At 73.0% G+C, this 21,593-nt stretch carries 21 protein-coding genes; 12 read left to right on the top strand and 9 right to left on the bottom strand.

The window, feature by feature from the left end; genetic code table 11:
• Positions 1–56: 56 nt before the first annotated feature.
• Positions 57–1,385, bottom strand: coding sequence for a PLP-dependent aminotransferase family protein (locus ACGFML_RS30595; protein ID WP_393548867.1), 1,329 nt, complete (start codon positions 1,383–1,385; stop codon positions 57–59).
• A gap of 133 nt (positions 1,386–1,518) precedes the next feature.
• Between ACGFML_RS30595 and ACGFML_RS30590 the strand changes: the two genes are divergently transcribed.
• Positions 1,519–2,367 (top strand): alpha/beta fold hydrolase, encoded by an 849-nt coding sequence (locus tag ACGFML_RS30590; RefSeq protein WP_393548866.1) that lies wholly within the window; start codon positions 1,519–1,521, stop codon positions 2,365–2,367.
• Here the strand turns inward: ACGFML_RS30590 and ACGFML_RS30585 are convergent.
• Positions 2,341–3,570, bottom strand: coding sequence for an NAD(P)/FAD-dependent oxidoreductase (locus ACGFML_RS30585; RefSeq protein WP_393548997.1), 1,230 nt, complete (start codon positions 3,568–3,570; stop codon positions 2,341–2,343). The genes ACGFML_RS30590 and ACGFML_RS30585 overlap by 27 nt on opposite strands.
• Positions 3,571–3,823: 253 nt before the next feature.
• Here ACGFML_RS30585 and ACGFML_RS30580 point away from each other — a divergent pair, with 253 nt between their 5' ends.
• The 6 genes from ACGFML_RS30580 to ACGFML_RS30555 all read left to right on the top strand — a co-directional run bounded on the left by ACGFML_RS30580 (position 3,824) and on the right by ACGFML_RS30555 (position 9,073).
• The gene (locus ACGFML_RS30580) at positions 3,824–5,194 is read left to right on the top strand and encodes an 8-oxoguanine deaminase (RefSeq protein ID WP_393548865.1); all 1,371 of its coding nucleotides are present in this window, start codon (positions 3,824–3,826) and stop codon (positions 5,192–5,194) included.
• Between the two features lie 215 nt (positions 5,195–5,409).
• Entirely contained in the window at positions 5,410–5,739 is a 330-nt protein-coding gene (locus ACGFML_RS30575) for a hypothetical protein (protein WP_393548864.1), read from the top strand.
• Between the two features lie 112 nt (positions 5,740–5,851).
• The gene (locus ACGFML_RS30570; protein WP_393548863.1) at positions 5,852–6,190 is read left to right on the top strand and encodes a DUF4288 domain-containing protein; all 339 of its coding nucleotides are present in this window, start codon (positions 5,852–5,854) and stop codon (positions 6,188–6,190) included.
• Positions 6,191–6,361: 171 nt separating this feature from the next.
• Positions 6,362–7,165, top strand: coding sequence for an ABC transporter permease (locus ACGFML_RS30565; protein WP_393548862.1), 804 nt, complete (start codon positions 6,362–6,364; stop codon positions 7,163–7,165).
• 784 nt (positions 7,166–7,949) lie between these two features.
• On the top strand, positions 7,950–8,210 hold the full coding sequence (locus ACGFML_RS30560) for an HNH endonuclease (protein WP_393548996.1): 261 nt from the start codon (positions 7,950–7,952) through the stop codon (positions 8,208–8,210).
• 113 nt (positions 8,211–8,323) lie between these two features.
• Positions 8,324–9,073 (top strand): ABC transporter ATP-binding protein, encoded by a 750-nt coding sequence (locus ACGFML_RS30555; RefSeq protein WP_393548861.1) that lies wholly within the window; start codon positions 8,324–8,326, stop codon positions 9,071–9,073.
• Between the two features lie 154 nt (positions 9,074–9,227).
• On the opposite strand, the gene ACGFML_RS30550 is transcribed toward ACGFML_RS30555, so the two are convergent.
• The 7 genes from ACGFML_RS30550 to ACGFML_RS30520 form a co-directional block, all read right to left on the bottom strand.
• The gene (locus tag ACGFML_RS30550) at positions 9,228–10,127 is read right to left on the bottom strand and encodes a hypothetical protein (RefSeq protein ID WP_393548860.1); all 900 of its coding nucleotides are present in this window, start codon (positions 10,125–10,127) and stop codon (positions 9,228–9,230) included.
• A gap of 68 nt (positions 10,128–10,195) precedes the next feature.
• A complete protein-coding gene (locus tag ACGFML_RS30545) occupies positions 10,196–10,621 on the bottom strand; it encodes a DUF2511 domain-containing protein (RefSeq protein ID WP_393548859.1) in 426 nt (141 codons plus the stop codon).
• Positions 10,618–11,610 (bottom strand): ABC transporter ATP-binding protein, encoded by a 993-nt coding sequence (locus ACGFML_RS30540; protein WP_393548858.1) that lies wholly within the window; start codon positions 11,608–11,610, stop codon positions 10,618–10,620. The genes ACGFML_RS30545 and ACGFML_RS30540 overlap by 4 nt, the downstream gene beginning before the upstream one ends.
• Positions 11,607–12,404 carry a hypothetical protein gene (locus ACGFML_RS30535; protein ID WP_393548857.1) on the bottom strand — a complete coding sequence of 266 codons (798 nt, stop codon included), beginning with the start codon at positions 12,402–12,404 and terminating at the stop codon, positions 11,607–11,609. The genes ACGFML_RS30540 and ACGFML_RS30535 overlap by 4 nt, the downstream gene beginning before the upstream one ends.
• Positions 12,401–13,039, bottom strand: a complete 639-nt coding sequence (locus tag ACGFML_RS30530; RefSeq protein ID WP_393548856.1) for a hypothetical protein — start codon at positions 13,037–13,039, stop codon at positions 12,401–12,403. Before ACGFML_RS30530 ends, ACGFML_RS30535 begins: the two co-directional genes overlap by 4 nt.
• Positions 13,040–13,275: 236 nt before the next feature.
• Positions 13,276–14,187: a hypothetical protein gene (locus ACGFML_RS30525; RefSeq protein ID WP_393548855.1), complete on the bottom strand. Its 912-nt coding sequence runs from the start codon at positions 14,185–14,187 to the stop codon at positions 13,276–13,278.
• Positions 14,184–14,741, bottom strand: a complete 558-nt coding sequence (locus ACGFML_RS30520; protein ID WP_393548854.1) for an RNA polymerase sigma factor — start codon at positions 14,739–14,741, stop codon at positions 14,184–14,186. Before ACGFML_RS30520 ends, ACGFML_RS30525 begins: the two co-directional genes overlap by 4 nt.
• Positions 14,742–14,983: 242 nt before the next feature.
• Here ACGFML_RS30520 and ACGFML_RS30515 point away from each other — a divergent pair, with 242 nt between their 5' ends.
• The 5 genes from ACGFML_RS30515 to ACGFML_RS30495 all read left to right on the top strand — a co-directional run bounded on the left by ACGFML_RS30515 (position 14,984) and on the right by ACGFML_RS30495 (position 21,576).
• Positions 14,984–15,151: a gallidermin/nisin family lantibiotic gene (locus tag ACGFML_RS30515; protein WP_393548853.1), complete on the top strand. Its 168-nt coding sequence runs from the start codon at positions 14,984–14,986 to the stop codon at positions 15,149–15,151.
• 86 nt (positions 15,152–15,237) lie between these two features.
• Positions 15,238–18,447, top strand: a complete 3,210-nt coding sequence (locus ACGFML_RS30510; protein WP_393548852.1) for a lantibiotic dehydratase — start codon at positions 15,238–15,240, stop codon at positions 18,445–18,447.
• Positions 18,444–19,799 carry a lanthionine synthetase C family protein gene (locus ACGFML_RS30505; RefSeq protein WP_393548851.1) on the top strand — a complete coding sequence of 452 codons (1,356 nt, stop codon included), beginning with the start codon at positions 18,444–18,446 and terminating at the stop codon, positions 19,797–19,799. Before ACGFML_RS30510 ends, ACGFML_RS30505 begins: the two co-directional genes overlap by 4 nt.
• Positions 19,796–20,788: an ABC transporter ATP-binding protein gene (locus ACGFML_RS30500; RefSeq protein WP_393548850.1), complete on the top strand. Its 993-nt coding sequence runs from the start codon at positions 19,796–19,798 to the stop codon at positions 20,786–20,788. The genes ACGFML_RS30505 and ACGFML_RS30500 overlap by 4 nt, the downstream gene beginning before the upstream one ends.
• Entirely contained in the window at positions 20,785–21,576 is a 792-nt protein-coding gene (locus tag ACGFML_RS30495) for an ABC transporter permease (protein WP_393548849.1), read from the top strand. The genes ACGFML_RS30500 and ACGFML_RS30495 overlap by 4 nt, the downstream gene beginning before the upstream one ends.
• Positions 21,577–21,593 lie beyond the last annotated feature (17 nt).

Raw genomic sequence — 21,593 nt, 5'->3', positions numbered from 1 at the left:
CCGCACCCGGCCGCCCCGCGCACCGCCGCCCGCCCGTGCGGCCGGTCCGCGCGCTCCTATTCCGCGCCCGCGTCCTCCGGTGTGCCGTGGGCCAGTGCGGTCAGGACCCCCAGCGCGTCGGCCAGGGCGTCGAGGGGCGGGGAGGCCAGGGCCAGGCGTACGGCGTTGGGGGCGTGGCCCCGGCCGATCGTGAAGGCGCCCGCGGGGGTCACGGCGATGCCGCGGCGAGCGGCGGCCGCGACGAAGGTGTCGGCCCGCCAGGGGTCGGGGAGCTCCCACCACAGGTGGTAGGCGTGCGGATCGGACCGGACGGTGTACGGGGCGAGGTGTGCCGCCGCGAGCTGCCGGCGGGCCGCGGCGTCGCGGCGCTTGTCCGCCTCGATGGCGGCGGCGGTGCCGTCGGCCATCCAACGCGTCGCCGCGTCGAGCGCGAAGCCCGGGGCCGTCCAGGCGCCCGAGCGCAGCGCCGCGGCGAACTCCTGTGTGCGGCCCGCGGGGGCTACCAGGAAACCCACGGTCAGGCCGGGGGCGAGGCGCTTGGACAGGCTGTCGGCGACCACGGTGCGCTCGGGGGCGAGGTCCGCGAAGGGCCGCAGGTCATGGCGGAGAAAGCCGTAGATGGCGTCCTCGATCGCGAAGAGGTCGTGCCGGCGCAGGGTTGCGGCGATCCGCTCGCGGCGCTCGTCCGGCATGGTGATGCCGAGGGGGTTGTGCAGCGCGGGCTGGAGGTAGACGGCCCGCAGCGGCGGCGCATCGTCGATCGCCCCGGGGACGAGGCCGTGTTCGTCCATCGCCAGCGGCACGAGGGTGACGCCGAGGCGGGCGGCGATGCCCTTCACCACCGGGTACGTCAGTGCCTCGACCCCCAGGCGTTCGCCGGCCGGGACCAGGGCGGCGACGGCCGCGGCGATGGCCTGCCGGCCGTTGCCCGCGAAGAGCAGCTGCCCCGGGTCCGGCGTCCACCCGGCCCGTGCCAGGTGGGTGGCGGCGGCGTGGCGGGCGGGGGCGGTGCCCGCCGCGCCGGCCGGCCGCAGGGCATGGGTCAACGCATCGGCGCGCAGCAGGTGTTGGAGGCCGGCGGCGAGTGCGGCGGGCTGCCCGGGCAGCACCGGGAAGTTCAGCTCCAGGTCGATCCGCGCCTCGCCCGGTTCGGCCAGCGCCGGTTCGGCGGCCGGCAGCGCGGTCCGTACGAAGGTTCCGCGTCCGACCTCACCCACCGTCAGACCGCGCCGGGTCAGCTCCCGGTAGACGCGCGCCGCGGTCGAACCCGCGATGCCGCGCCGGCGGGCGTACCGGCGCAGCGGCGGCAGCCGGTCCCCCGGGCGCAGCCGCCCCGACGCGATGTCGGCCGCGAGCTCATCGGCGATCGCGCGGAAGTCGCCCACCGGACCGTCCTCTCCGTACGGCGCACTTCCAGCATTGCACCGAGCACATTGTTTTCATTGCACCGAGACATTGCCCTCTATAGCATCGAGGCGTCAAGTCGGCCACCACCGGCAGCAGATGGGGGAATACGCGATGACCAGCATCGGATACGACGACGAGGGCGCCGGCGAGGCGCTTGTCCTCATTCACGGACATCCGTTCGACCGCTCGATGTGGCGGCCGCAGACCGACCACTTCCGCCGGGCCGGATGGCGGGTGATCGTCCCGGATCTCCGCGGCTACGGCGAGCATCACGCCGCGGCGGCACCCGTGACGGAGAAGACCACCCTGGAGACCTTCGTCCGGGACGTCGTCACACTGCTCGACCGCCTCGGCGTCGAACACTTCGTGCTCGGCGGGCTGTCCATGGGCGGACAGATCGCGATGGAGTTCCACCGGCTCTTCGCGGCCCGCATCCGGGGCATGCTGCTCGCCGACACCTTCGCGGGCGCGGACACCGAGGAGGGCAGAGCCGTCCGCCGTGCCACGGCGGACCGGCTGCTGCGCGAGGGCATGTCCGGCTACGCGCACGAGGTGCTGACCACGATGGTCTCGCCGCGGACCGTCGAGGCCCGGCCCGATGTCGCCCGCCACGTACTGGAGATGATGACGGGCACCTCCCCCGCGGCCGCCGCCGCGGCGCTCCGCGGCCGCGCCGAGCGCCGCGACTACACCGACCTGCTGCCGCACATCACCGTGCCGACGCTGGTCGTCGTGGGCGAGGAGGACGCGTTCACGCCCGTCCGGGATGCCGAGCTGATCGCGGACCGGGTGCCCCACTCGACGCTCAGGGTCATCGCCCGGGCGGCGCATCTGCCGAATCTGGAGCAGCCCTCGGAATTCAACGCGGCGCTGGCGGAGTTCCTCGGCTCCCTGCCGCCCGGCTCTCCCGCGCCGCGCCCTCCCCGGGCGGCCCTACCGCCCGCTCAGTGGGCGTCGTAGATGCCCCGGTAGTGCCCCAGCGCACGCTCGCGGACCTTCCGGTCGCTCCACCGGCCGAAGCGGCCCGGCGTCAGCCGGTCCGGGTCCACCAGGGGTCGGCCGGCGTCCAGCAGGAGATGGGCCAGGTGACGGCCGACGCCGCCGGCGTGGGTGAGCCAGCTCGCCTCGGCGCACCAGAGGCCCGGGGCGCCGGGCGCGGGGCCGACGAGGGGGAGCTCGTCGGGCGTGAGGGCGAAGACGCCGTTGAGGCGGCGCCCCAGGGGTGCCTGCCGGAAGGCGGGGACGAGCGCCATGGCCTCGGCGACGGCGGACCCGAAGTCGGATTCCCGGAAAGGGTGTTCGGCCCCACGCAGGCCCGCGGTCGGCTCCAGCGGGAGCGGGGGGGTGCGCATAGCTGCCGACCCCGTAGCGGCGGCCGTGGCGGCGGGTGTAGACGGCGTGGTCGGGGTAGCGCACGATCGGCGCGTCGATGGGGGTGTCGTCGAGCCCGGGGAGTTCCTCGGTGAAGAGATAAGGGTGGTGGACGTCGACCATCGGGAGCCGTACCCCGGCCGCGGCGGCCAGGACCGGGCCCCAGATGCCGGTGGCGAGGACGACGCGGCCGGCCCGGAGCAGTCCGTCGCCGTCCGCCCCGGTGCGTACGCCGACGACGCGGCCCCGCTCGCGCTCCAGGGCCCGTACCGGGGTCCGCCAGCGGAAGCGGGCGCCGGCCCGCTCCGCGGCGGCCACCAACGCCTCGGCCAGCGCGGCCGGTTCGGCCGCCCCGTCGGAAGGGATGTGCAGTCCGCCGAGCGCCCGTTCGCCGTCGACCAGCGCCGGCGCCAGCGCGGTGACCGCGGCCCCGTCGAGCACTTCGGCCCCGATGCCCAGCCCGCGGCCGTGCGCGACGTCCTCGTGGGCCCGGGCCAGGCGCTCCTCGGTGGTGGCCACCTCCAGACAGCCCACCTGACGGAAGACCGGCCGGCCCGCCGGGTCGGACAGCTCCCGGTAGGTGGCGACGCTGTCCTTGGCCAGTACGGCCAGCTCCTCCGTCGCACTCAACTGCCCGACGAAGCCGGGCGCCAGCCCCGTGGAGCCGGGCAGCGCCCCCCGGTCGCGGGCGTCCAGGACGGTGACCCGCTCGTGCCCCAGCGCGGTCAGGTGATAGGCCACCGAGGCCCCCACCACTCCGGCTCCGACGATCACTATCTCCTCAACTGCCATATCCACGCCTCTCCTTCGGCCGTCGCGTTCCGGACTCCGCACCCGGGATGATCAAGATATCCGGCCGCCGGCGGCGGGATGGCGGGGCGCCGAGCGGGCAGACGACGAAGGACCAGGAGGGGAACGCCCGTCCGCCCGTCGCCGGTGGGCGGTGACGATCCGGGGTCGGCGCACGGCACCGGTACAGGGCAACTGCGCGCTCGTTGCAGTCCTTGTGCCACACCGCGGCACACCGATCCCGGGAGAGTCCCGCATGCGTATGCCCAGTGACGACCACGACCTGCTCGTCAGAGACTGCCAACTGCTCGTCGTCGACGGCGCCACCGAGATACCCGGGGGCTGGATCGCGCTCCGCGACGGCCGTGTCGCCGCCGTCGGCGGCCCGGACACCGCGCCCCCGAGCGCGGCACGGACGGTGTCCGCCGCCGGACGCCTCGTCACACCCGGCCTGGTCAACACCCACCACCACATCTACCAGAACCTCACCCGCTCGTTCGGCCCCGCGGTCAACGGCACCCTCTTCGACTGGCTCACCGCCCTCTACCCCCTGTGGTCCGCGCTCGACGCGGAGGCCGTCCACCTCTCCACCTACATCGGCATCGCCGAACTGCTGATGGGCGGCTGTACGACCTCGGCGGACCACCTCTACGTCCATCCGCGCCCGCGCCTGGTCGACGCCCAGATCCGGACGGCGCAGGAGATCGGGTTCCGCTTTCACGCGACCCGCGGCTCCATGACCCGCTCCGTCGAGGACGGCGGACTGCCACCCCGCTGCGTCACCCAGACCGACGACGAGGTACTCGCCGACAGCGAACGCGTGGTGACGGCCTATCACGACCCCTCCCCCGGGGCGCTGATCCGCGTCGCGCTGGCACCCTGCTCGCCTTTCTCGGTGACCAGGGAACTGATGGTGGAGACCGCGGAACTGGCCGAACGGCTCGACGTACGGCTGCACACCCACCTCGCCGAGGACGGGGACGAGGACACCTTCTGCCAGGAGACACACGGCTGCCGTCCCGTCGAGTACTTCGCGTCCGTCGGCTGGATGAGCGACCGCACCTGGGTCGCCCACTGCATCCGTCCGGACGGGCCCGAGCGCGCCCGGCTCGCCGCGGCCGGCGTGGGCGTGGCGCACTGCCCCAGCTCCAACATGCTGATCGGCGGCGGCACCGCCGCCGTCCGCGAGATGCGCGAACTCGGTATGCCGGTGGGGATCGGCTGCGACGGCTCCGCCTCGACCGACCACGCCTCTCTGTGGATGGAGACCCGCGGCGCCCTGCTGCTCGCCCGTTACCGCGGCGGCCCCGCGGCGATGAACGCCCGCGACGCCCTGGACATGGCGACCCGCGGCTCGGCCCGCTGCCTGGGTCGCGCGGACGAGCTCGGCCATCTGCGGCCCGGCGCCTGCGGCGACCTCGTCGTCTGGGACACCCACGAGGTGGCACTCGCCGGATCGTTCACCGACCCGGTGGAGGCCTGGCTGCGCTGCGGACCCTCCCGCGCCTGGACCACGATCGTCGCCGGACGCGTCCTGGTCGATCAGGGCGAGCCGCAACTGCCCGCACTGGAGGAGAAGTTGCGCGAACATGCCCGGGTGGCCCGCCGTATCCAGCGCCTGAAGTGAACGGGGCGGGCCCCGCGCCGCCGAAGCGGCCGCTCGGTCGGCCGCCCGCGCACGGCGGTGGCGGCGGCCTGCCACCCGACTGCCAACCTCCCTGCCAGCACGGCTATCCGGCCGTACGGAGTGCAAGGGTCCTTGCCAGTGCCGGGCCGCCGGGCCTCCCCCGTGACTCGGGCGGTCCGGCGCGTGTGCCGCAATCACGCTGTGGGAGGAAGACCATGAAGACGCTGTGCCGTGCCCTCATCGCCGGAGCCCTGACCCTCGCCCTGGGCGGGCTGGTGGCACCCGCCACCTCCGCGGCCGCCCCGGCGGCCGCCGGCGCCCGGGTCACGACGGCGGCTGCCGCGCCGAGCTGCCGCGCCGCCGACAACCTCGGCGAGATCGCCGCGAAGTTCATTTCCCGCTGCAAGAAGGGCTCCATCCGCAGGGAATTCCCCACCGACCGGCTGTCCCGCTCGCTCGGCCAGATCTACGACGGCAAGCTGAAGGGGGACCGGGACGACGTCAAGGCATGGAAACTGCTGAACGACCGCCGGTTCGACAAGTGAGCGACAGGTGAGAAGGCGGCGGGCCCCCGGGGAACGATTGATCCCGAGCCCGCCGGCCGCAGCAACCGACCGCGACGACACGGGCCGACACCGACCGGGCAAGGAGTCCGCCATGACCGGCACGACCATCCCCCATGTGGCGATTGTGCTGATGGAAGCACACTCCGACGCGGCCGGCCGGCCGCCCCTGTTCCAGGAGACGTTCCTGCTGGTGCACGCGCCGGACGAGAAGTCCGCGCGCGAGCGGGTCGTACAGCGGGCCCGGGCGGCCGAGACGGCGTACCGCAACGACCGGGGCGAGACCGTCACCTGGCGGCTGCGGACGATCGTCGACGTCAAGGAGGCCGAGGACACCGATCTGAGCGGGGACGCCGATCTCTACACCCGTCACTTCCGGGACTACGCGTCCTACGAACGGTTCGAGCCACTGCTCTCCGGCGAGGAGATCTGAACACCGCCCCCGCTCGCGTCACCCGAGTGGCCCGCCCCGCCTTGCCGGGGCGGGCCACTTCGCCTTCCCGGGGCCCGTGCGCCCGGGACATCGCATCCACCGCACGGTGAACCGCGTCACCGGCCGGCGCTACGTACAGGGCGTCACCGGATGCCACCTGTGGGAGAACGCATGACACACGACACGATCGCTCCGCCCCCCGTGGGCAGGCGCGACAACCCCTCGCTCGCCACGGTGCTGGGCACCGAGCTCGCCCGCAACCGCCGGGGCTTCGTGCCCTGGTACCACCTCCTCGCGCCCGTCATCATCACCGTCCCGCTCTTCCTGGGGGCGCTCGGCTCCTCCGAGGCCAAGGCGGGCCAGACGTTCGAGGTGTTCCGGAACGTGACGCTGGAGTTCTGGGGCGTGCTGGTGCCGATGACGGCGGGCCTGGCCGCGGCGTTGTCGGTGCGCGCCGATCAGGACGCCTGGCGGCTGCTGCTCTCGTACGGCGTGCCGCGCGGACGCTACTTCGTCGGAAAGGTGGCCGCACTCGGCGTGCTGGGCCTCCTCTCGTCCACGGTGCTGCTGGTGATGCTGTCCCTCGGCGCGATGCTCAGCGGGGGCTTCCCCGGCGCGATGGGCACGATCGCCGCCGCCGTCTATCTGCCGTGGCTGGTGGGCCTGTCCATGACCGCCCTGGCGGTGCTGGTCGCGGTGATGTGGGGCATGGGGCCCAGCATCGGGGTGGGTGTCGCCGGGCTGCTGTGCGGGGCGCTGGTCTCGGACAAGGTCTTCTGGTACGCGGTGCCGTTCGCCTGGCCGATGCGGGTGGTGCTGCCACTGGCCGGGATCGGGCCCAACGGCGTACCGCTGCCGAAGGACAGCCCGGTCACCGATCCGTCGGCCATTCCCCTGGCCATCGGCCTCGCCGCCGTTCTGACGGTGGTCCTGCTGATCATCGGCAGCCTGCACATGAGCCGTAAGGAGATCTGACCAGTGCGACACGAAGTCGCTCCCGAAGAGCGGGCGATCTGTGAGGAGTTGGAGTGAACAGATCGTCCCGGGCCAGTGTCCAGGCCCGTCCCCACGCTCGCATGCGTCGCTGGCAACGGCGGGGTGTGAAGCCGAGCGGGAAAGCCCAAGAGCGGTCCAGGCCATCGGACAGCCACAGGTGAAGGGGAAGGATGGACGGGCGAACGCGAGTGAACCCTTGATGACGTCCCGTTATCTCCACGCCGCGCAGATGGCGACGTAATCGGCGGTCATAGGGCCTGGCGCGGAAGAGCGCGATGCGACCCCCTCAGTTGGTCAGGAGGGGAGCGGACACCGCAGGCCCCGGGATTAAGAGGGCGCCCACCCCATCCGTATCTCAGAGGAGTGGAACGTGGAAACCCCGTTGGAGTCCGGGCGACGCCCGGTAAGCCGGAGGCAACGAAGGCCCAACTCTCCAGCGGGACAGGATGATCCGAGAAGCGAATGCCGGCAGGGCGAAAGCCGGGGGAAAGCAGCGGAGTACCGCTGCATAACCCGCCGGATACGGGACTTGTGCCCGGCCCGAAAGGGAGCCCACGCGGATCAGGTAGGCCTGTGAAGAAGAACTGTCTGGAAACCAGAACTGAGGGAAAAGTTAGATGCCGGAGGAAGGTATGACCGTAGACGTTGGACCAGAATTGAAAGGCATGTGGCCGTCAAGGGGGCTAACTCCCGAGACGATCCAAGTCTAGAGATCTACTGGGCGACCCGCGCACGTAAAAAACTGGCAGCCGTATCGGACAGAATGTCGGTCACGCTGGCAGCCCGCCAAAAAGGGGTTTGTGCTCTGTGCAAACAGCCACTGATCTCTGGTGCCGAGTACGAACCTGACAGTCCCCGTGAATGGGCAACCTGGTTCTCGGCATCCATGAAGCTGCTTCACAAGCATCACTTCGTGTACAGGCCGAATGGCGGATCGGACGATGGGACCAATCTTCGCCTCGTACACGCTGAATGCCACCGCCAGCATCACGCTGGAGATCACAGGAAGGTCGAGCAAGTATGAACGCTGATCGCAGCCCAAGGGGCCCGCTTGAGCCGGATGCGGTGAACAGCCGCACGTCCGGTTCTGAGGGGGCCGGGGCATGGCAACATGCCCCGGCTACCCGACTGACCGCGATGACACCGGGCTTCTCCGGGCTGCCGACGGACCCGATGCCGACGGCCCTCACGATCCGTGATCTGCACAAGCACTACGGCACGCATCGCGCCCTGGACGGCGTGGATCTGACGGTCCAGGTCGGCGAGGTCTACGGTCTCCTCGGCCCGAACGGCGCCGGCAAGACGACCCTGATGAAGGCGCTGCTGGGCCTGCAGCGGCCGACCTCGGGCAGCATCGAGATCTTCGACCGGCCGGTGGGGCGGGAGTCGCTGGCCGACGTCGGCGCGCTGATCGAAGTCCCGGGCCTGTGGCCGACCCTCACGGCCGACGAGACACTGAAGGTGCACGCCAAGCTGCGGGGCGTACCGCAGGAATGGATCGAACCGGCGCTGCGTCTGGTGAAGATGACCGAGGCCCGGAGTCGGAAGGTCGGGGCATACTCCCTGGGGATGCGCTGGCGGCTGGGGATCGCGGTGGCGCTGCTGGCCAAGCCCCGCCTGATCGTGCTGGACGAGCCCACCAACGGCCTGGACCCGGTGGGTATCCGCGAGATGCGCGGGATCATCCGCTCGCTGGCCGGGGAGGGCGTAGCGGTGCTCATCGCCAGCCATCAGCTGGCGGAGGTCGCCCAGGTCTGCGACCGGGTACAGGTGCTGGTGGCCGGGCGGACCCGCTTCGAGGGACCCTTGGCGGGGCTGGCCCTCGACGGTGATGTGGAGGCCGGGTTCTTCCGGCTGCTGGAGTCCGCGGACGCGGGGATTCGCTGACGCGGGACTCGCCGATGCGGGATTCGCTTATGCGGGACTCGGCAATGCGGGATTCGGCGATGCCGGATTCGGCGAGCCCGGCCGGTGGCCCCGGTGGCGAACGCCACCTGGGCCGCCCGGACGGCCGGGCGGCCCAAGTGCCTCGCACCGCGGGTCAGCAGGCGCGGGCCGGCACGGGAGGCGCCAGGCCCCACCCGGCGGCCAGCATGAGCAGTTCGGCACGGCCGGCGACGCCAAGGCCGTCGTAGAGACGTCGGATGCGGCGGTACATCGACCGCTCGGAACAGTAATGGCGTCGTGCGATCTCGTTCACGGTCGCCGAGGTGCAGAGCACCTGCAGCAGTTCCCGTTCGCTGTCCGGGAGTTGGGGTGGTGGCGTACGGTGCGCCGCCGGCGGGCCCTGCGGCGGACGGGAGCGCTGTTCGGGCACGGCGGCCGGATCGGGGGCGGCACGGCGCGCCGCTGCGGCGGGCGGCGTATCGAGCTCCGTCCGCGCCCTGGTGGCGGATTCGGCCAGGGCGGGGCCCGGGAGGTTCAGGCCCTGCGGGGTGCCGCCCGGGGCTCCGCGGGATTCCCGGCCGGTGTGGCCGTAGTGCGCTCCGGGGTCGCCGGCCGGTAGGGGGCGCAGCCAGGTGGCGGAGCCGTCGACCGAGCTCGCCACGCGGTGCGCCCGGCACTGCGCGTAGAGCATGTCGAGCTGCCGGTCCCCGGGAATGGCGAGGTTGAGGACGAAGTTCGCGCCGGAGCGGATGGCGTAGTAGGTCTGGTGGCCCGAGACGTCGTTGGTGACGGCGACGAGCAGCGCAAGCGGATGCCGGATCCGTACGGCGCGCAGTGCCTCGGCCTGGAATTCGCTGGTGACCGGCATCAGGACCGGAAGGTCCAGGGCGCTGCCGGGAGTGGTCAGGTCGGCGTCCTCGACGAAGTCGACGCGATCCAGTCCTGGGCGGAGGCCGCTGAGCGGGGAGTGGTGCGATTCGAATTGTGCCCGCAGGCTGCACTGGGCCAGCAGATGGAGCCCGGTGGCAGATGAGGCGTACTGATGCTGCTGCATGGTGTTGCCCCCCGTGTGGTGCGTTCGTGCGGTGTTCCTTCGGTGGTGCGCGGGCCGGGCTGCTCGGGTCAGTGAGCGGCGCGGCAGAGCTTGAGGGTCTTGCTGAGCAGGGAGCCGAGGCTCACTTTGTCGCCGTCGTCCCCGGAGGCGCGCAGCGCGTCGATGGCGCGGTATCCGGCATGACGGGCACGGTCGTTGAGAGCGTAGGTGGTGCCGTCGGGGGCGGTGAAGACCGCCTGGTTGTCCCTTCTGCATTCGGCAGTTCCGTGGTCGACCTTGAGCGGCCAGGTGTAGCCGAGGTTCTTCTCGCTCATCTTCTGCCGGGCGGCGGTCGGGCTGGGGAGGGGTACGGGGTCGGTGGTGTGCGGCCCGCTGCGGCCGCCGCCCCCGCAGGCGGTCAGGCCCAGCAGGACCAGCCCTGACAGGGCCAAGACGGCGGCGAACCGGGGGTGCCGGGCGTATCGGGCTCCGGCGTGCCGGGGGGATGTGTTCATGAGTGGGCTGCCTCGCTGTCCGTGGTCGGTGCATCGGGTGAACCGGCCGCGCGGTGCGGAGCGTTCGCGCGGTGCGGAGCGTTCGCGCGGTCCGTATGTGAAGAATCTGCGCGGCCGGTGGTGTGGGACCGCCCGTCGGCGCACAGAAGCGCGGCGTAGCCGTCTTCGAGCGACGGCTCGACCGGGCGCGCCCCGGCGGGCGGGTCGGTGGTGACGATGCGGTACTCGGGCCCCGCCGAGGTGGTCACGGCGCTCACCACCTCCGCGCCGGGTGGCGGCCCGGCCGCCGTGAGGACGTAGGTGCATCCGGCGGCCTGACTGATCAGCCCGGCGGTGGTGTCGTGGAAGACCAGCCGGCCACCGGTGAGGACGGCCACCTCGGGACAGGTCTGGGCGACGTCGTCGAGGATGTGGGTGGACAGCAGCACGGTGCGGCCGCCGCCGAGCCCTGCCAGCAGGGCACGGAAGCGCATGCGTTCGTGCGGGTCGAGCCCGGTGGTCGGCTCGTCGACGATCAGGACGGACGGGTCGCCCATCAGTGCCTGAGCGATGCCCACGCGGCGCTTCATGCCGCCGGAGAATCCGGCCAGCCGCTCCCCCGCGCGGTCTTCCAGGCCGACCTCCGCGATCTTGGCTTCGACCTGGGTGCGGCGGGTGCGCTTGTCGCGGATGCCTTTGAGGACGCCGATGTAGTCGAGGAACTCACGGGCCGTCAGGTCGGGGTAGAGGGAGAGCTCCTGCGGGAGGTAGCCGAGGGTGCGTTTGACGGCGGTGAGTCCGTGGGTGGTGGCGAGGTCGTGACCGGCGACGGTCACGCGTCCGGAGGTGGGCCGCAGGACGCCGGTGAGAATGCGCAGCAAGGTGGTCTTCCCCGCGCCGTTGGCACCGAGGAGTCCGACGGTGCCGCGTTCGATGTGCAGGTCGACGGCGTCCAGCGCGCGCCGGCCGCCGGGGTGGACCTTCGTCAGTCGCTCAGTGGTGATGTTCATGATGCTCCGTGTCGGCGTAGGCGGGCGACGAGGTGGCCGAGGCCGTAGCAGGCCGCGGCCGTGGCCAGGACGAGGGCGAGGTTCAGCAGGGCGGTGGCGTCGGTGACGGCGGGGCGCAGCGGGCCGGTGCCCTGCCTGCGGGCCCATACCTCGGGGGCGTGCGCCCAGGCGACCAGCGGATAGCCGCCGAGCGGGGAGAGGACCGTGCCGGTGGCGGTGGGCAGCGGGGAGAAGCGGGGCGGGAAGTGCAGGGCCCACAGCCAGACCGCGGTGGTGACGGCGCGCGCCGCGGCGACCGGCATCAGCACCCCGAGGAGCCCGGCGAACGCGGTGACCAGAAGCGCGGCGGGGAGTACGGCCACCGCCAGGGCCACGGCCGCTGATGCCAGTGGCGCGGCCGATCCCGCGGTCGCCGAGATCACCGCGCCGTAGAGGAGGAACAGGGCGACGACCGGCGCCAGCGCGGTCAGCAGGGGCCCGAGCAGGGCCCCGGTCGTGCGGGGCAGTTGTCCGGTGGGGGTGGCGGTGAGCAGCTCGGGCATGCCGCGCGCTTCGACGGTGCGGCGCAGCCGGTCGGTGAGCGCGAGGCCGACGCCCAGGGTGCAGAGGGTGTTGACGAGGACCGCGGCGGCGCCGCACCGGGCCGCCGGGTCGCTCTGTCCGGTGACGACGGGTGAGGTGGCGGCGAGCAGCAGGCCGAGCAGGGCCAGCGGGAGGACGGCGGCCCAGACGGCCTTGCTGCGGGCGGCCATCAGCGCTTCGTAGCGCAGGGTCCAGATCAGGGTGGTCATCATGCCTCCCCGGGTCCGAAGCCGCTGCCGCCGTGGCCGAGGCGGGCACCGTAGTGGCCGCCGGGCCGGAGTGCGCGCAGGGCCAGCGCGGTCAGCCAGCCGCCGGCCAGCAGGGCGGGCACCGCCTGTGCGGCTCCTTCCGCAACCACCCGGTCGATCAGCAGGAGTTTGGCCAGCACCGTGGCGACGACCAGTCCGGTGGCGGTCGCCGCCGAACCGGACCGCACCGTCGCCCAGACCGCGCAGCCGCCGAGGAGTGCGGTCAGCCCGGCCAGTTCGGCGAGGGTGGTGGCCGGGTCCAGGCGGTGGCCGGTGGCCGCCAGGGCGCCGGTCATGGCGACGGCAGCGGCCGCGCTCACGGCGGCGGGCCAGGCCAGGCGGCGGGCGACGGTGCGCGCGTAGGCGGTGGGCAGCGACAGGTGGAGTTCGGTCATCGGCTCCCGGGCGACCACGGCCGCACAGGACAGGGCCGTGGCGGTGGGGAGGGCGCTGGTGACCAGGGCGCGACCGAGCAGCATGCCGTCGCCGGTGCGCGCGGCCATCGCGCCGTATGCCAGGAGCGCCGCCAGGACCGGCAGGACATAGGCCTGCCGTCCGCAGCGGCGGACCTCGTGGGCCCACCAAGTCGCCGTGGTCATTGCGCGGTTCCTCCCAGGTGATTCCCGCGGGATGCGGGCGGTACGGAGAGTACGTAGCGTCCTCGCCGGAGGCGGTTCACAGGGATCCGGAACGGCGGGAGGCGGGCCGATTTGGGGCGCTTTGCGCCTCCCCCACCCCACCCACACACCCGCCCCCGCCCCCACCGGCCCTCCCCCCGTAGGGGGGAGGGCCGGTGGGGGCGGGGGCGGGGGCGCGGCATGTCGCGCGGCGGCGGCTAATCGGCGGGCGAGGCTCCGCCCGGCGTCCGCATGGCCGTGGCGGCCCACGCCAGCAGGGCGAGGGTCAGTACGAGGGTCCAGGGGGTGGTCGACAGCAGCGCGGTGAGCAGGCTCTGGAGGGGGGTGGTGAACATGCCCTGGGGGCCGCCGAGCAGTCCGAGGGTCCAGAGTGCGCCGCCCGCGGTAGCGCCCACCGCCGGCGCGAACCGCACGGACAGGGCGAGGGCGAGGGATGCGGCCAGCAACGACTGGCCGAGCCAGCTGGCGACCACGGTCCGCCATCCGGGTCCGTCGACCAGCGCCGAGGAGGCCAGTGCCAGTGCCACGTCGAGGCTGAGGACCACGGTCAGCCGGGCCAGGAACACCGCCGCGGGCGGCACCGGCAGGGTGAACAGCAGCTCGCGCCTGGGGTCCCGGCGAGGCGAGGCGACCAGCAGTGCGCCGATGAGCATCAGCAGCACCACCGCGCCGCCGAACACCCGCAGTGCGAGGCGTTCCTGGGTGAAGGTGGAGGCCAGCGCGGCGGCGCCGACGATGCCGAACGCGCTGAGGGGTGCCCAGATCCGGGGCAGCAGCCGGGCCTGGCGCAGCGCGAGCAGTCCGGCCAGCCGCCAGGGCTCGGCGAAGCCGCGGGTGGGAGTGGGGGCGGGCCGCGGCGGGGCGACGGCCTGCGGGGCGGGAGCGGTCCGGTCGGTGGGCGCGAGCGCGGGTCCCATGAGGACGTCGAACGACGGGACGGCGACGGTCTGTTCCACGGCGTCCGTTCGCGCCGCTTCGCCGATGCCCTGCCAGACTGCCATCCGGGTGCGGCAGTCGGGGCAGTCGTCGAGGTGGCGCTGCTGCTGCGTGGGGACCGCGCCGGGGTGGGACAGGCGTGCCAGGGCGTCGTCCGCGAGGTGGTGTGTCATCGTCGTCCCGATCCTTCCAGCCGCGTGGCGGCGAGCATCTTGCCCAGCCGCCGTCGCGCATGGGACATCCGGCTCTTGACGGTGCCCACCGGGATGGCGAGCACGGTGGCCACTTCCGGGTAGGCCAGGTCCTCCACCAGCACCAGCGCGAGCACCTCGCGCAGATGTTCGGGAAGCGCCCGCACCGCTGTCAACAGCGCGGTGCGGTCGGCGTCCCGCAGGATCTGGTCCTCGACGCTGGGCGCCGGGTCCGGCACGTCGTGTGCCTCGGCGAGGTCCGCCAGCTGCGGCCGCGACTTCCGTAACTGGTTGTGGGCCTGGCGCCTGGCCACGCCCAGCAGCCATCCCCGCACGGAGGATTCGCCGCGGAAGCCGTCCGCCGAGCGCCACACGGCCAGCCATGTCTCCTGGAGGACCTCCTCCGCGACCCCCTGGTCGGAGGTGAGTCTGCGGATGAGGCGGAGCATGGCGGCGGCATGCCGCTCGTAGAGGGCCCGCAGGGCTGTCTGGTCGCCGCGGGCGACGGCGGTCAGCAGAGCTTCGTCCGAACACACACCAGGTACGTATCCAGGAATCCGGGATCGGTTCACGGATTCACCGCATTGATCTGGTGTCCGAACCGAGCTCCGCCGCGTGGGCCACGCTCCGCACAACTGCCGCGCCCGGGCTCATCTGCCGCGGAACTGCCAGAACTGCCAAGACCGGCCGGATCGGTTGAAGAGCCGCGAATGAGCGTGGTTGCGTGAAGCACGGATCGCGATCCATGACCGTCCATGCGATTTCAACGGAGGACACGATGGGAATCAACGGACCCACCCAGACACCGGACGACGGCCTGTTCGACCTCGACCTGGAGATCGGCGTCGAGAAGTCCGTCGCCGGCCCGGCCGTCACCAGCATCTCCTACTGCACCCCCGGGTGCACCAGCGACGGCGGCGGCTCCGGCTGCAGCCACTGCTGCTGATGTCACCGGCCGCCGGGGCCGGGCGGACACCGCCCGGCCCCGGCGGCGAGTTCCCGTACCGCGCCGGGCAGGGAGAAGGGGGAGCCATGGGGGAAGCACGGACATCGCGGGCGCCGTTCGTGGCGCGGGACGTCTTCCTGCTGCGTGCGCCGTTGTCGCCGGGTGCGCCCGGTCTGCCGGTGCCCGGGGCCGGTCCCCAGGACGCCGATGCCTGTGTCGGGCTGCTCGCCTCGGCCGCCGCCGATCCCGCCCTGAGCGAGGCGCTCGATCTCGCCTCCCCCAGCCTCAGTGCCCTGGTCGACCGGGTCGCCGAGCGCGGCGCCGCGGGGATCAAGGCAGGTCAGCTGCGCCGTGCGGCCCTCGCCGTGCTCCGCTACGACATCCGGATGCGGACCAGGCCCACCCCGTTCGGGCTGTTCGCGGGCGTGGCGGCGGGCGGGTTCGACACCACCGCCAAGGTGGAGCGCAGCGGCGTGCACCGCACCCGTACGCATGTCGACATGCAGTGGCTCACCAGGGTGGGCCACCGCCTCGAGCGCGATCCGGCGGTGCTCGCCTCGCTCACGGTGCAGGCCCACCAGGCGCTGCTCTCCGCCGGGGACCGGCTGGTGCTCGTCTCGCCCTCCACGCAGGGCGTCGCCCCCGGGGAAGGCGGTACGGGGCGCTCCTCGGTGTCCGTGCGCAGGACGCCTGTTGTGGCGCGGGCGGTGCGGGAGGCGGCCGTGCCGCTGCCGTACGAGGAGTTGGTCCGCCGGACCGCCGCGGCGTTCCCCACGGCGCCGGTGGGCCGGATCCGTGCCCTGCTCGCGGAGCTGGTCCGGCAGGAGGTGCTGATCACGGGTCTGCGGCCGCCGCTGGACGGCGGTGACCCGCTGCGACATGTCCTGGGTCTGCTCACCCGGGTGGCCGGGCCCGGCGAGGAGACCCGGCGGATCCGTGACACCCTGTTGGTCCTCGACCGCGAGCGGCGGGTGTACGACGACCGGCCGGCCGGTGAGGGGCGCGCTCCGTTGCGCCGGCTCCTGGAGACCGCCCGGTCCCTGGAGCCCGACGACACGCCTCTGCACATCGATACCCGCCTGGACACCGCGCTCCGTCTGCCGTATGCGGTGCGCGAGGTGGTCGAGGAGGCCACGGGTGTGATGTGGCGGCTCTCGCGGCCCAAGCTGGGGCTGTTCGCGCTGCGTGACTACCACCGGCGTTTCCTCGACGTGTACGGCGCCGACCGGCTCGTGCCCGTGCTCGCGCTGCTCGACGCCTCGCAGGGGCTGGGTGCCCCGGCCGGGTACGGCTGGCCGAACGGCGAGGCGGTGGCGGTGCCGCCCGACGATCCGCGCACCGCGGGGCGGGATCGTGCGATGGCTCGGCTGGTGGCGGCGGCGCAGCGGGCCGGGGAGCGGGAGGTCGTGCTGCGGGACTCCGACGTGGCCGAGCTCTGCCACGATGTCGCGGACCCGGCGGATCTGCCCGCTTGCTGCGAGGTGACGGTGCAGGTCGTGGCGCCCTCGGCGGATGCGTTGACCGGTGGGGAGTTCCGCGTCTTCCTGTCGCCGTCGCCGGGTTCGCACCGGGCGGGTGCGACGTTCGCCCGGTTCGCCGACCAGGACCCGGGCCGGCGGGGCGCGTTCGTCGCGCTGCACCGCGACAATCCGGTGCACATCGAGGGGGCTCTGCCGGTCGATCTCGCTTTCCGGCCCCGTTCCGGGCGGGCCGCCAACCTCGCCCACACGGTTCCGGCCACCGGTCGTCGGATCAGCGTGGGGGTGCCGGATGCTCCGGGTGTCGAGGAGCTGCGGCTGTGCGACATCGGTGTCGGTGCGACGTTGGACCGGCTGACCGTGGTGCATCTGCCCTCGGGCCGCGAACTGGTGCCCGTGCTGGGCAACATGGTCAGTGCCCCCGCCCAGGCCCCGAACGCGGTGCGGCTGCTGTGGGAGATCGGCCTTGAGGGGCAGCGCCTGTGGGAGCCGTGGAACTGGGGGTCGCTGGCGGACGCGCCCTTCGTTCCGCGGGTGCGGTACGGCCGGTTCGTGCTGGCCTGCGCGTCGTGGCGGACGGATGCGATCCGGGCGGCGGCCGGGCGGCTGCGTGCGGTGGTCGGCGGGGGGCGGGTGGCCGAGTGGGCGCGGGTGGTGGCGGAGTGGCGGGCGGCCTGGGGGGTGCCGCGGCGGGTGCTCGCGGTCACCGCCGACCAGCGGCTGCTGCTCGATCTCGAGGACGTCTGGCACCGCGAGTTGCTCCTCGACCAGGTGGTGCGTCATGGGGACCTGATCGCGCAGGAGGTGCCGGGCGAGTACGAGGGCTGGCCGGCCGGGGTGTTGGCCGGGGCGGTTTCCGAGCTGGTCGTCCCGCTGGTGCGCCGGGCGGACGGGGTGCCGCGGCGGCGCCCGTACGGTGGCCGGCGGTCGGCCGGGCGCACCGTCCACGGTCTGGGCGGCAACTGGCTCTATCTCAAGCTGCACGGTGCGGCGCGCGCCCAGGACGATCTGTTGCGTGATCATGTTCCCGAACTCGTGGCCCTGGCGGGTGAGTTGGGTGCGGACTGCTGGTTCTTCATCCGCTATACGGACGAGGGCGGTCATCATGTGCGGCTGCGGCTGCACGGCGCGGATCCGCGTGTGCTGTGGGGCACGCTGGCGCCGGAGGCCGGTGCGCTGCTGGCGCGGTGGCAGGAGGCGGGGCTGCTGCGGGGCCATGGTGTGGCGCAGTACGACCCGGAGACCGAGCGCTACGGCGGGCCGGCCGCGCAGGGTGCGGCCGAGCGGGTCTTCCGGTACGACAGCGAGGCCGCGCTGGCGCTGCTGCGGCTGGCCAAGGATCCCGGCAACGGCTATGGCGTCGACGACTTGGCCGTCATCTCCTGTGCGGCGCTGGCGCACGCCTTCGGGCCGCCGGTGGCGGGCGGTGCCGGGGTGGTGGATCGCTGTGACGGGGACGGGGCCGCGGCCTGGCTGTCGATGACGGGTTCGCGTCGCGATCTGCCGGCGGCGTTCCGTGCCGAGGCCGCGCGCTGGCGCCGCACGGTCGACCCGTTCGGCGGCTGGCCCGGTCTGTGCCAGGAGCCGGCGGGGGCTGCCGTCCTGGCTGCGCTGGGGCCGCGCGATGCGGCGGTGCGGCAGCTCGCCGCGCAGGTGCGGAAGTCGGGGGTGACCCCCGAGGGGCGGGTGGTCGGCAGTCTGCTGCACATGGTGTGCAACCGGCTGTTCGGTGGCTCGGGCGCCCGGGAGGCGGCCGTGCTGGGTATCGCCCGCGGTGCCGTTCAGGATCACCTCAACCGACGGAGGCATCAGTCGTGAGCACCACTCCGACGTCGGCCGACCGGGCCGTCGCGCTGGTTGCCGAGCGGCTCGCGGATCCCGGGCGCACGGCGGCCGTGGCCTCCCGCGAGGACAACCGCGATCCCGTTTACGACGCGGTGATGTGGGGCCCGTTGACGCTCGCCAACGGGCTCCCGGGGACTGCTCTGCTGTTCGGTGAGCTGGCTCGGGCGGACGGGACGTGGCGGCCGGTCGCCCATCGTCATCTGGCGGCGGCCGGGCGGCTGTTGTCGTCGGCGCCGAGCCGGGGGCTGTTCTCGGGTCCGGCCGCGCTGCTGGCCGCGGCGCAGACGTGTGCTGGGGGTGCGGGGCACTACGGGTCCCTGCGGCGCGGGCTGGCGACCTGGGTGGCCGAGGACCAGGCGGAGCGGCTGCGGGCGTTCCGTGCCCGGGTGCGGGCGGGTGGCGTCGGTGTCGACTGGGCCGCGTACGACCTGATCAACGGGGTGTCCGGGACGGCCCGGCTGCTGCTGGACTCGGCGGCGGATCCGGCGGAGAGCAGTCCGGTGGTGGAGTCGGCGCTCGCTGCGTCGTTGCGTCATCTTGTCGCGCTCTGCGAGCCGGTCGGTGTCGGCGGCCGTCGGGTTCCGGGCTGGTGGGTGCCCGGTGAGCTGCAGATCAGTGACCGGGACCGGTCGGAGTACCCGCGCGGTGATTTCAATCTCGGGATGGCGCACGGGGTCAGTGGGCTGCTGGCGGTGCTGTGTTCGGCGTTGGAGGCGGGCCGTGAGGTGATGGGGACGACGGGGGCCGTCGAGCGCATCGCCGAGTGGCTGCTGGGGTGGACGCTGCGGGACGGGGCGGGCCCTTACTGGCCCGCCCGGGTGGGCTGGGACGCGGAGTTGGCGGAGCGGCGCCCGGATGCCGTGTTCACGCGTACCGCGTGGTGTTACGGCACGCCGGGGGTGGCCGCCGCGCTGCACCGTGCGGGGGGTGTGCTGGGGCGGCCGCGCTGGCGGGCCGCCGCGGTCGATGCGCTGCGTGCCGCGCTGCGCCGGGACGAGGGGCGGTGGGCGATCGAGGGGCCGACCGTGTGCCATGGGTATGCGGGGCTGCTGTGTGTGCTGGCGAGGGTGGCGGCGGATTCCGGTGACGGTGAACTGCGTGTCGGGTGCGAGCGGTTGACGGCCAGGGTGCTGGGGTGTGCGGATGATGCGGCGCCGTTCGTGTTCCGGCATCTGATGCGTTTCCCGGCGGCCGCGAAGTCGCCGGTGGCGCACCGGGCGGTGAATGTCGCGGGCATGTTGGAGGGTGCCGCGGGCGTCGCCCTGGCGCTGCTGCCGGTGGGGGCCGGTCCGCTGCCCTGGGACCGTTGTCTGGGGCTCGCGTGACCGGCGGGCCGGCGGAGGGCGCTGCCGGGTCGGTCACGCCGGCGTTCGAGGTGACGGGTCTGGTGGTGCGGTACGGCGGGCTGACCGCTGTGCGGGAGGTGTCGCTCCGTTCGGCTCCGGGGCGGGTCACGGCGTTGCTGGGGCCCAATGGTGCGGGGAAGTCGAGTCTGCTCAGGGTGTTGTCGACGGCGGCGCGGCCGGACGGCGGCAGCGTTCGGATCTTCGGGCACGACGTCCGGGCGGCGCCGATGGCGGCCCGTAGGCAGCTGGGGCTGGTCTTTCAGGAGCGTACGTTGGACAAGGAGCTGTCGGTGGAGCGCAATCTGTGGTTCCACGCCCGGTTGTTCGGCATGCGGCGCGCGGATGCCCGTGCCCGTATCGATGTGATGCTGGATCTGCTCGGTCTGACCGGCCGCCGCCGGGATCCGGTCGAGGAGCTGTCCGGGGGGCTGTCGCGCCGGGTGGAGATCGCCCGGGCTCTTCTGCACCGTCCCGGTCTGCTCGTGCTCGACGAGCCCACCAACGGCCTGGATCCGGCCGTGCGCGGTGCGGTGTGGGCCGATCTGCTGCGGCTTCGGGACGAGTTGGGGGTCACGGTGCTGTATTCGACGCATTACATGGACGAGGCGGAGTACGCCGACGACATCGTCATTCTGCGGCGGGGCCGGGTGGTCCGGCAGGGCAGTGCCGACCGGCTCAAGAGCGGTCTGGACTCGTCCCGGATCGTGGTGTCGTGCGGGGACGACGAGGCCGCCGCCCGTCGGCTGCGGGAGGTGGGGTTCGAGCCGCTGCTGGGCCCGGACGGGGTCAGTGTGCACTGCGCGGAGCCGGAGTCCCGGATCGCGGAGGTGGTGCGGGCCCTGGATGTGCCGGGCCTGACGGTGTCCGTCCGTCATCCGTCCATGAACGACGTCTATCTGGCCGCTGCCGGGCAGGACGGGCCGTCCGGCCGGTGGGGGCCGGTGCCGGAGGAGGTGAGGGCGCCGTGACGGCGGTGACCGGCGCGCCGGCCGCGCCTGAGGGGCGGCTGTCCGTGGCGCTGCGCGCCGTGTCGGTGATCGCCCACCGCGATCTGCTCCGGCAGGTCAAGCGGCCGGGTGTGCTGGTGAGTCAGGGCGTGCAGATCGTGTTCTTCGTGCTGGTCTACGCGGTCGGCTTCGACGGCATGATCCCTTCCGTCGGGTCGGTGTCGTTCAGCGCCTATGTCTTCCCGGGCATCATCGCCATCCAGGTCGTCTCCATCGGTGTCGCCTCCGGTCAGACGTATGCCTGGGACCGGGAGTACGGGGTGTTGCGGGAGCTGCTCGTCGCCCCGGTGCCGCGGATCTGCCTGCCGTTGGGGAAGGTGGCGGCGGGGGCCGGCATGGTGACCGTGCAGAGTGTGCTGATGCTGGCCTTCTCGCCCTTGATGGGGGTGGATCTGACGGTGTCCCGGTTTGCGGCGGCGGTCGGCTGCTTCGCGCTGGCGGCGACCGTGTTCAGTGTGGTCGGGCTCTGCCTGGCCACCGTCATCACGCGGGTCCAGACGCTGCAGGCCACCGTCCAACTGGCCATGTTCCCGATGCTGTTCCTGTCCGGTTCGGTCTTCAGCATGCGGGACGTTCCGGGCTGGTTGGCCCTGGTCATGCATCTCAATCCGATGACGTATGCGGTGGATCTGGCCCGGCAGTGTCTGCTCGGGGGTGGCGGGCTGCTGGTGTGGTGGGTGGATCTGGCGGCGCTGGGCGGGATTCTGGCGGTGGCGCTGGCGCTGCTGCGGGTGCGGAGCGGGCGGTGAGCGCGGCGGGTGGTCCG

Origin of the sequence: Streptomyces sp. NPDC048650, assembly GCF_043199095.1 — a bacterium.
Classification (GTDB): domain Bacteria; phylum Actinomycetota; class Actinomycetes; order Streptomycetales; family Streptomycetaceae; genus Streptomyces.
The sequence above is the reverse complement of the archived record's forward strand: the minus strand, read 5'-3'. Positions and strand labels throughout refer to the sequence as shown.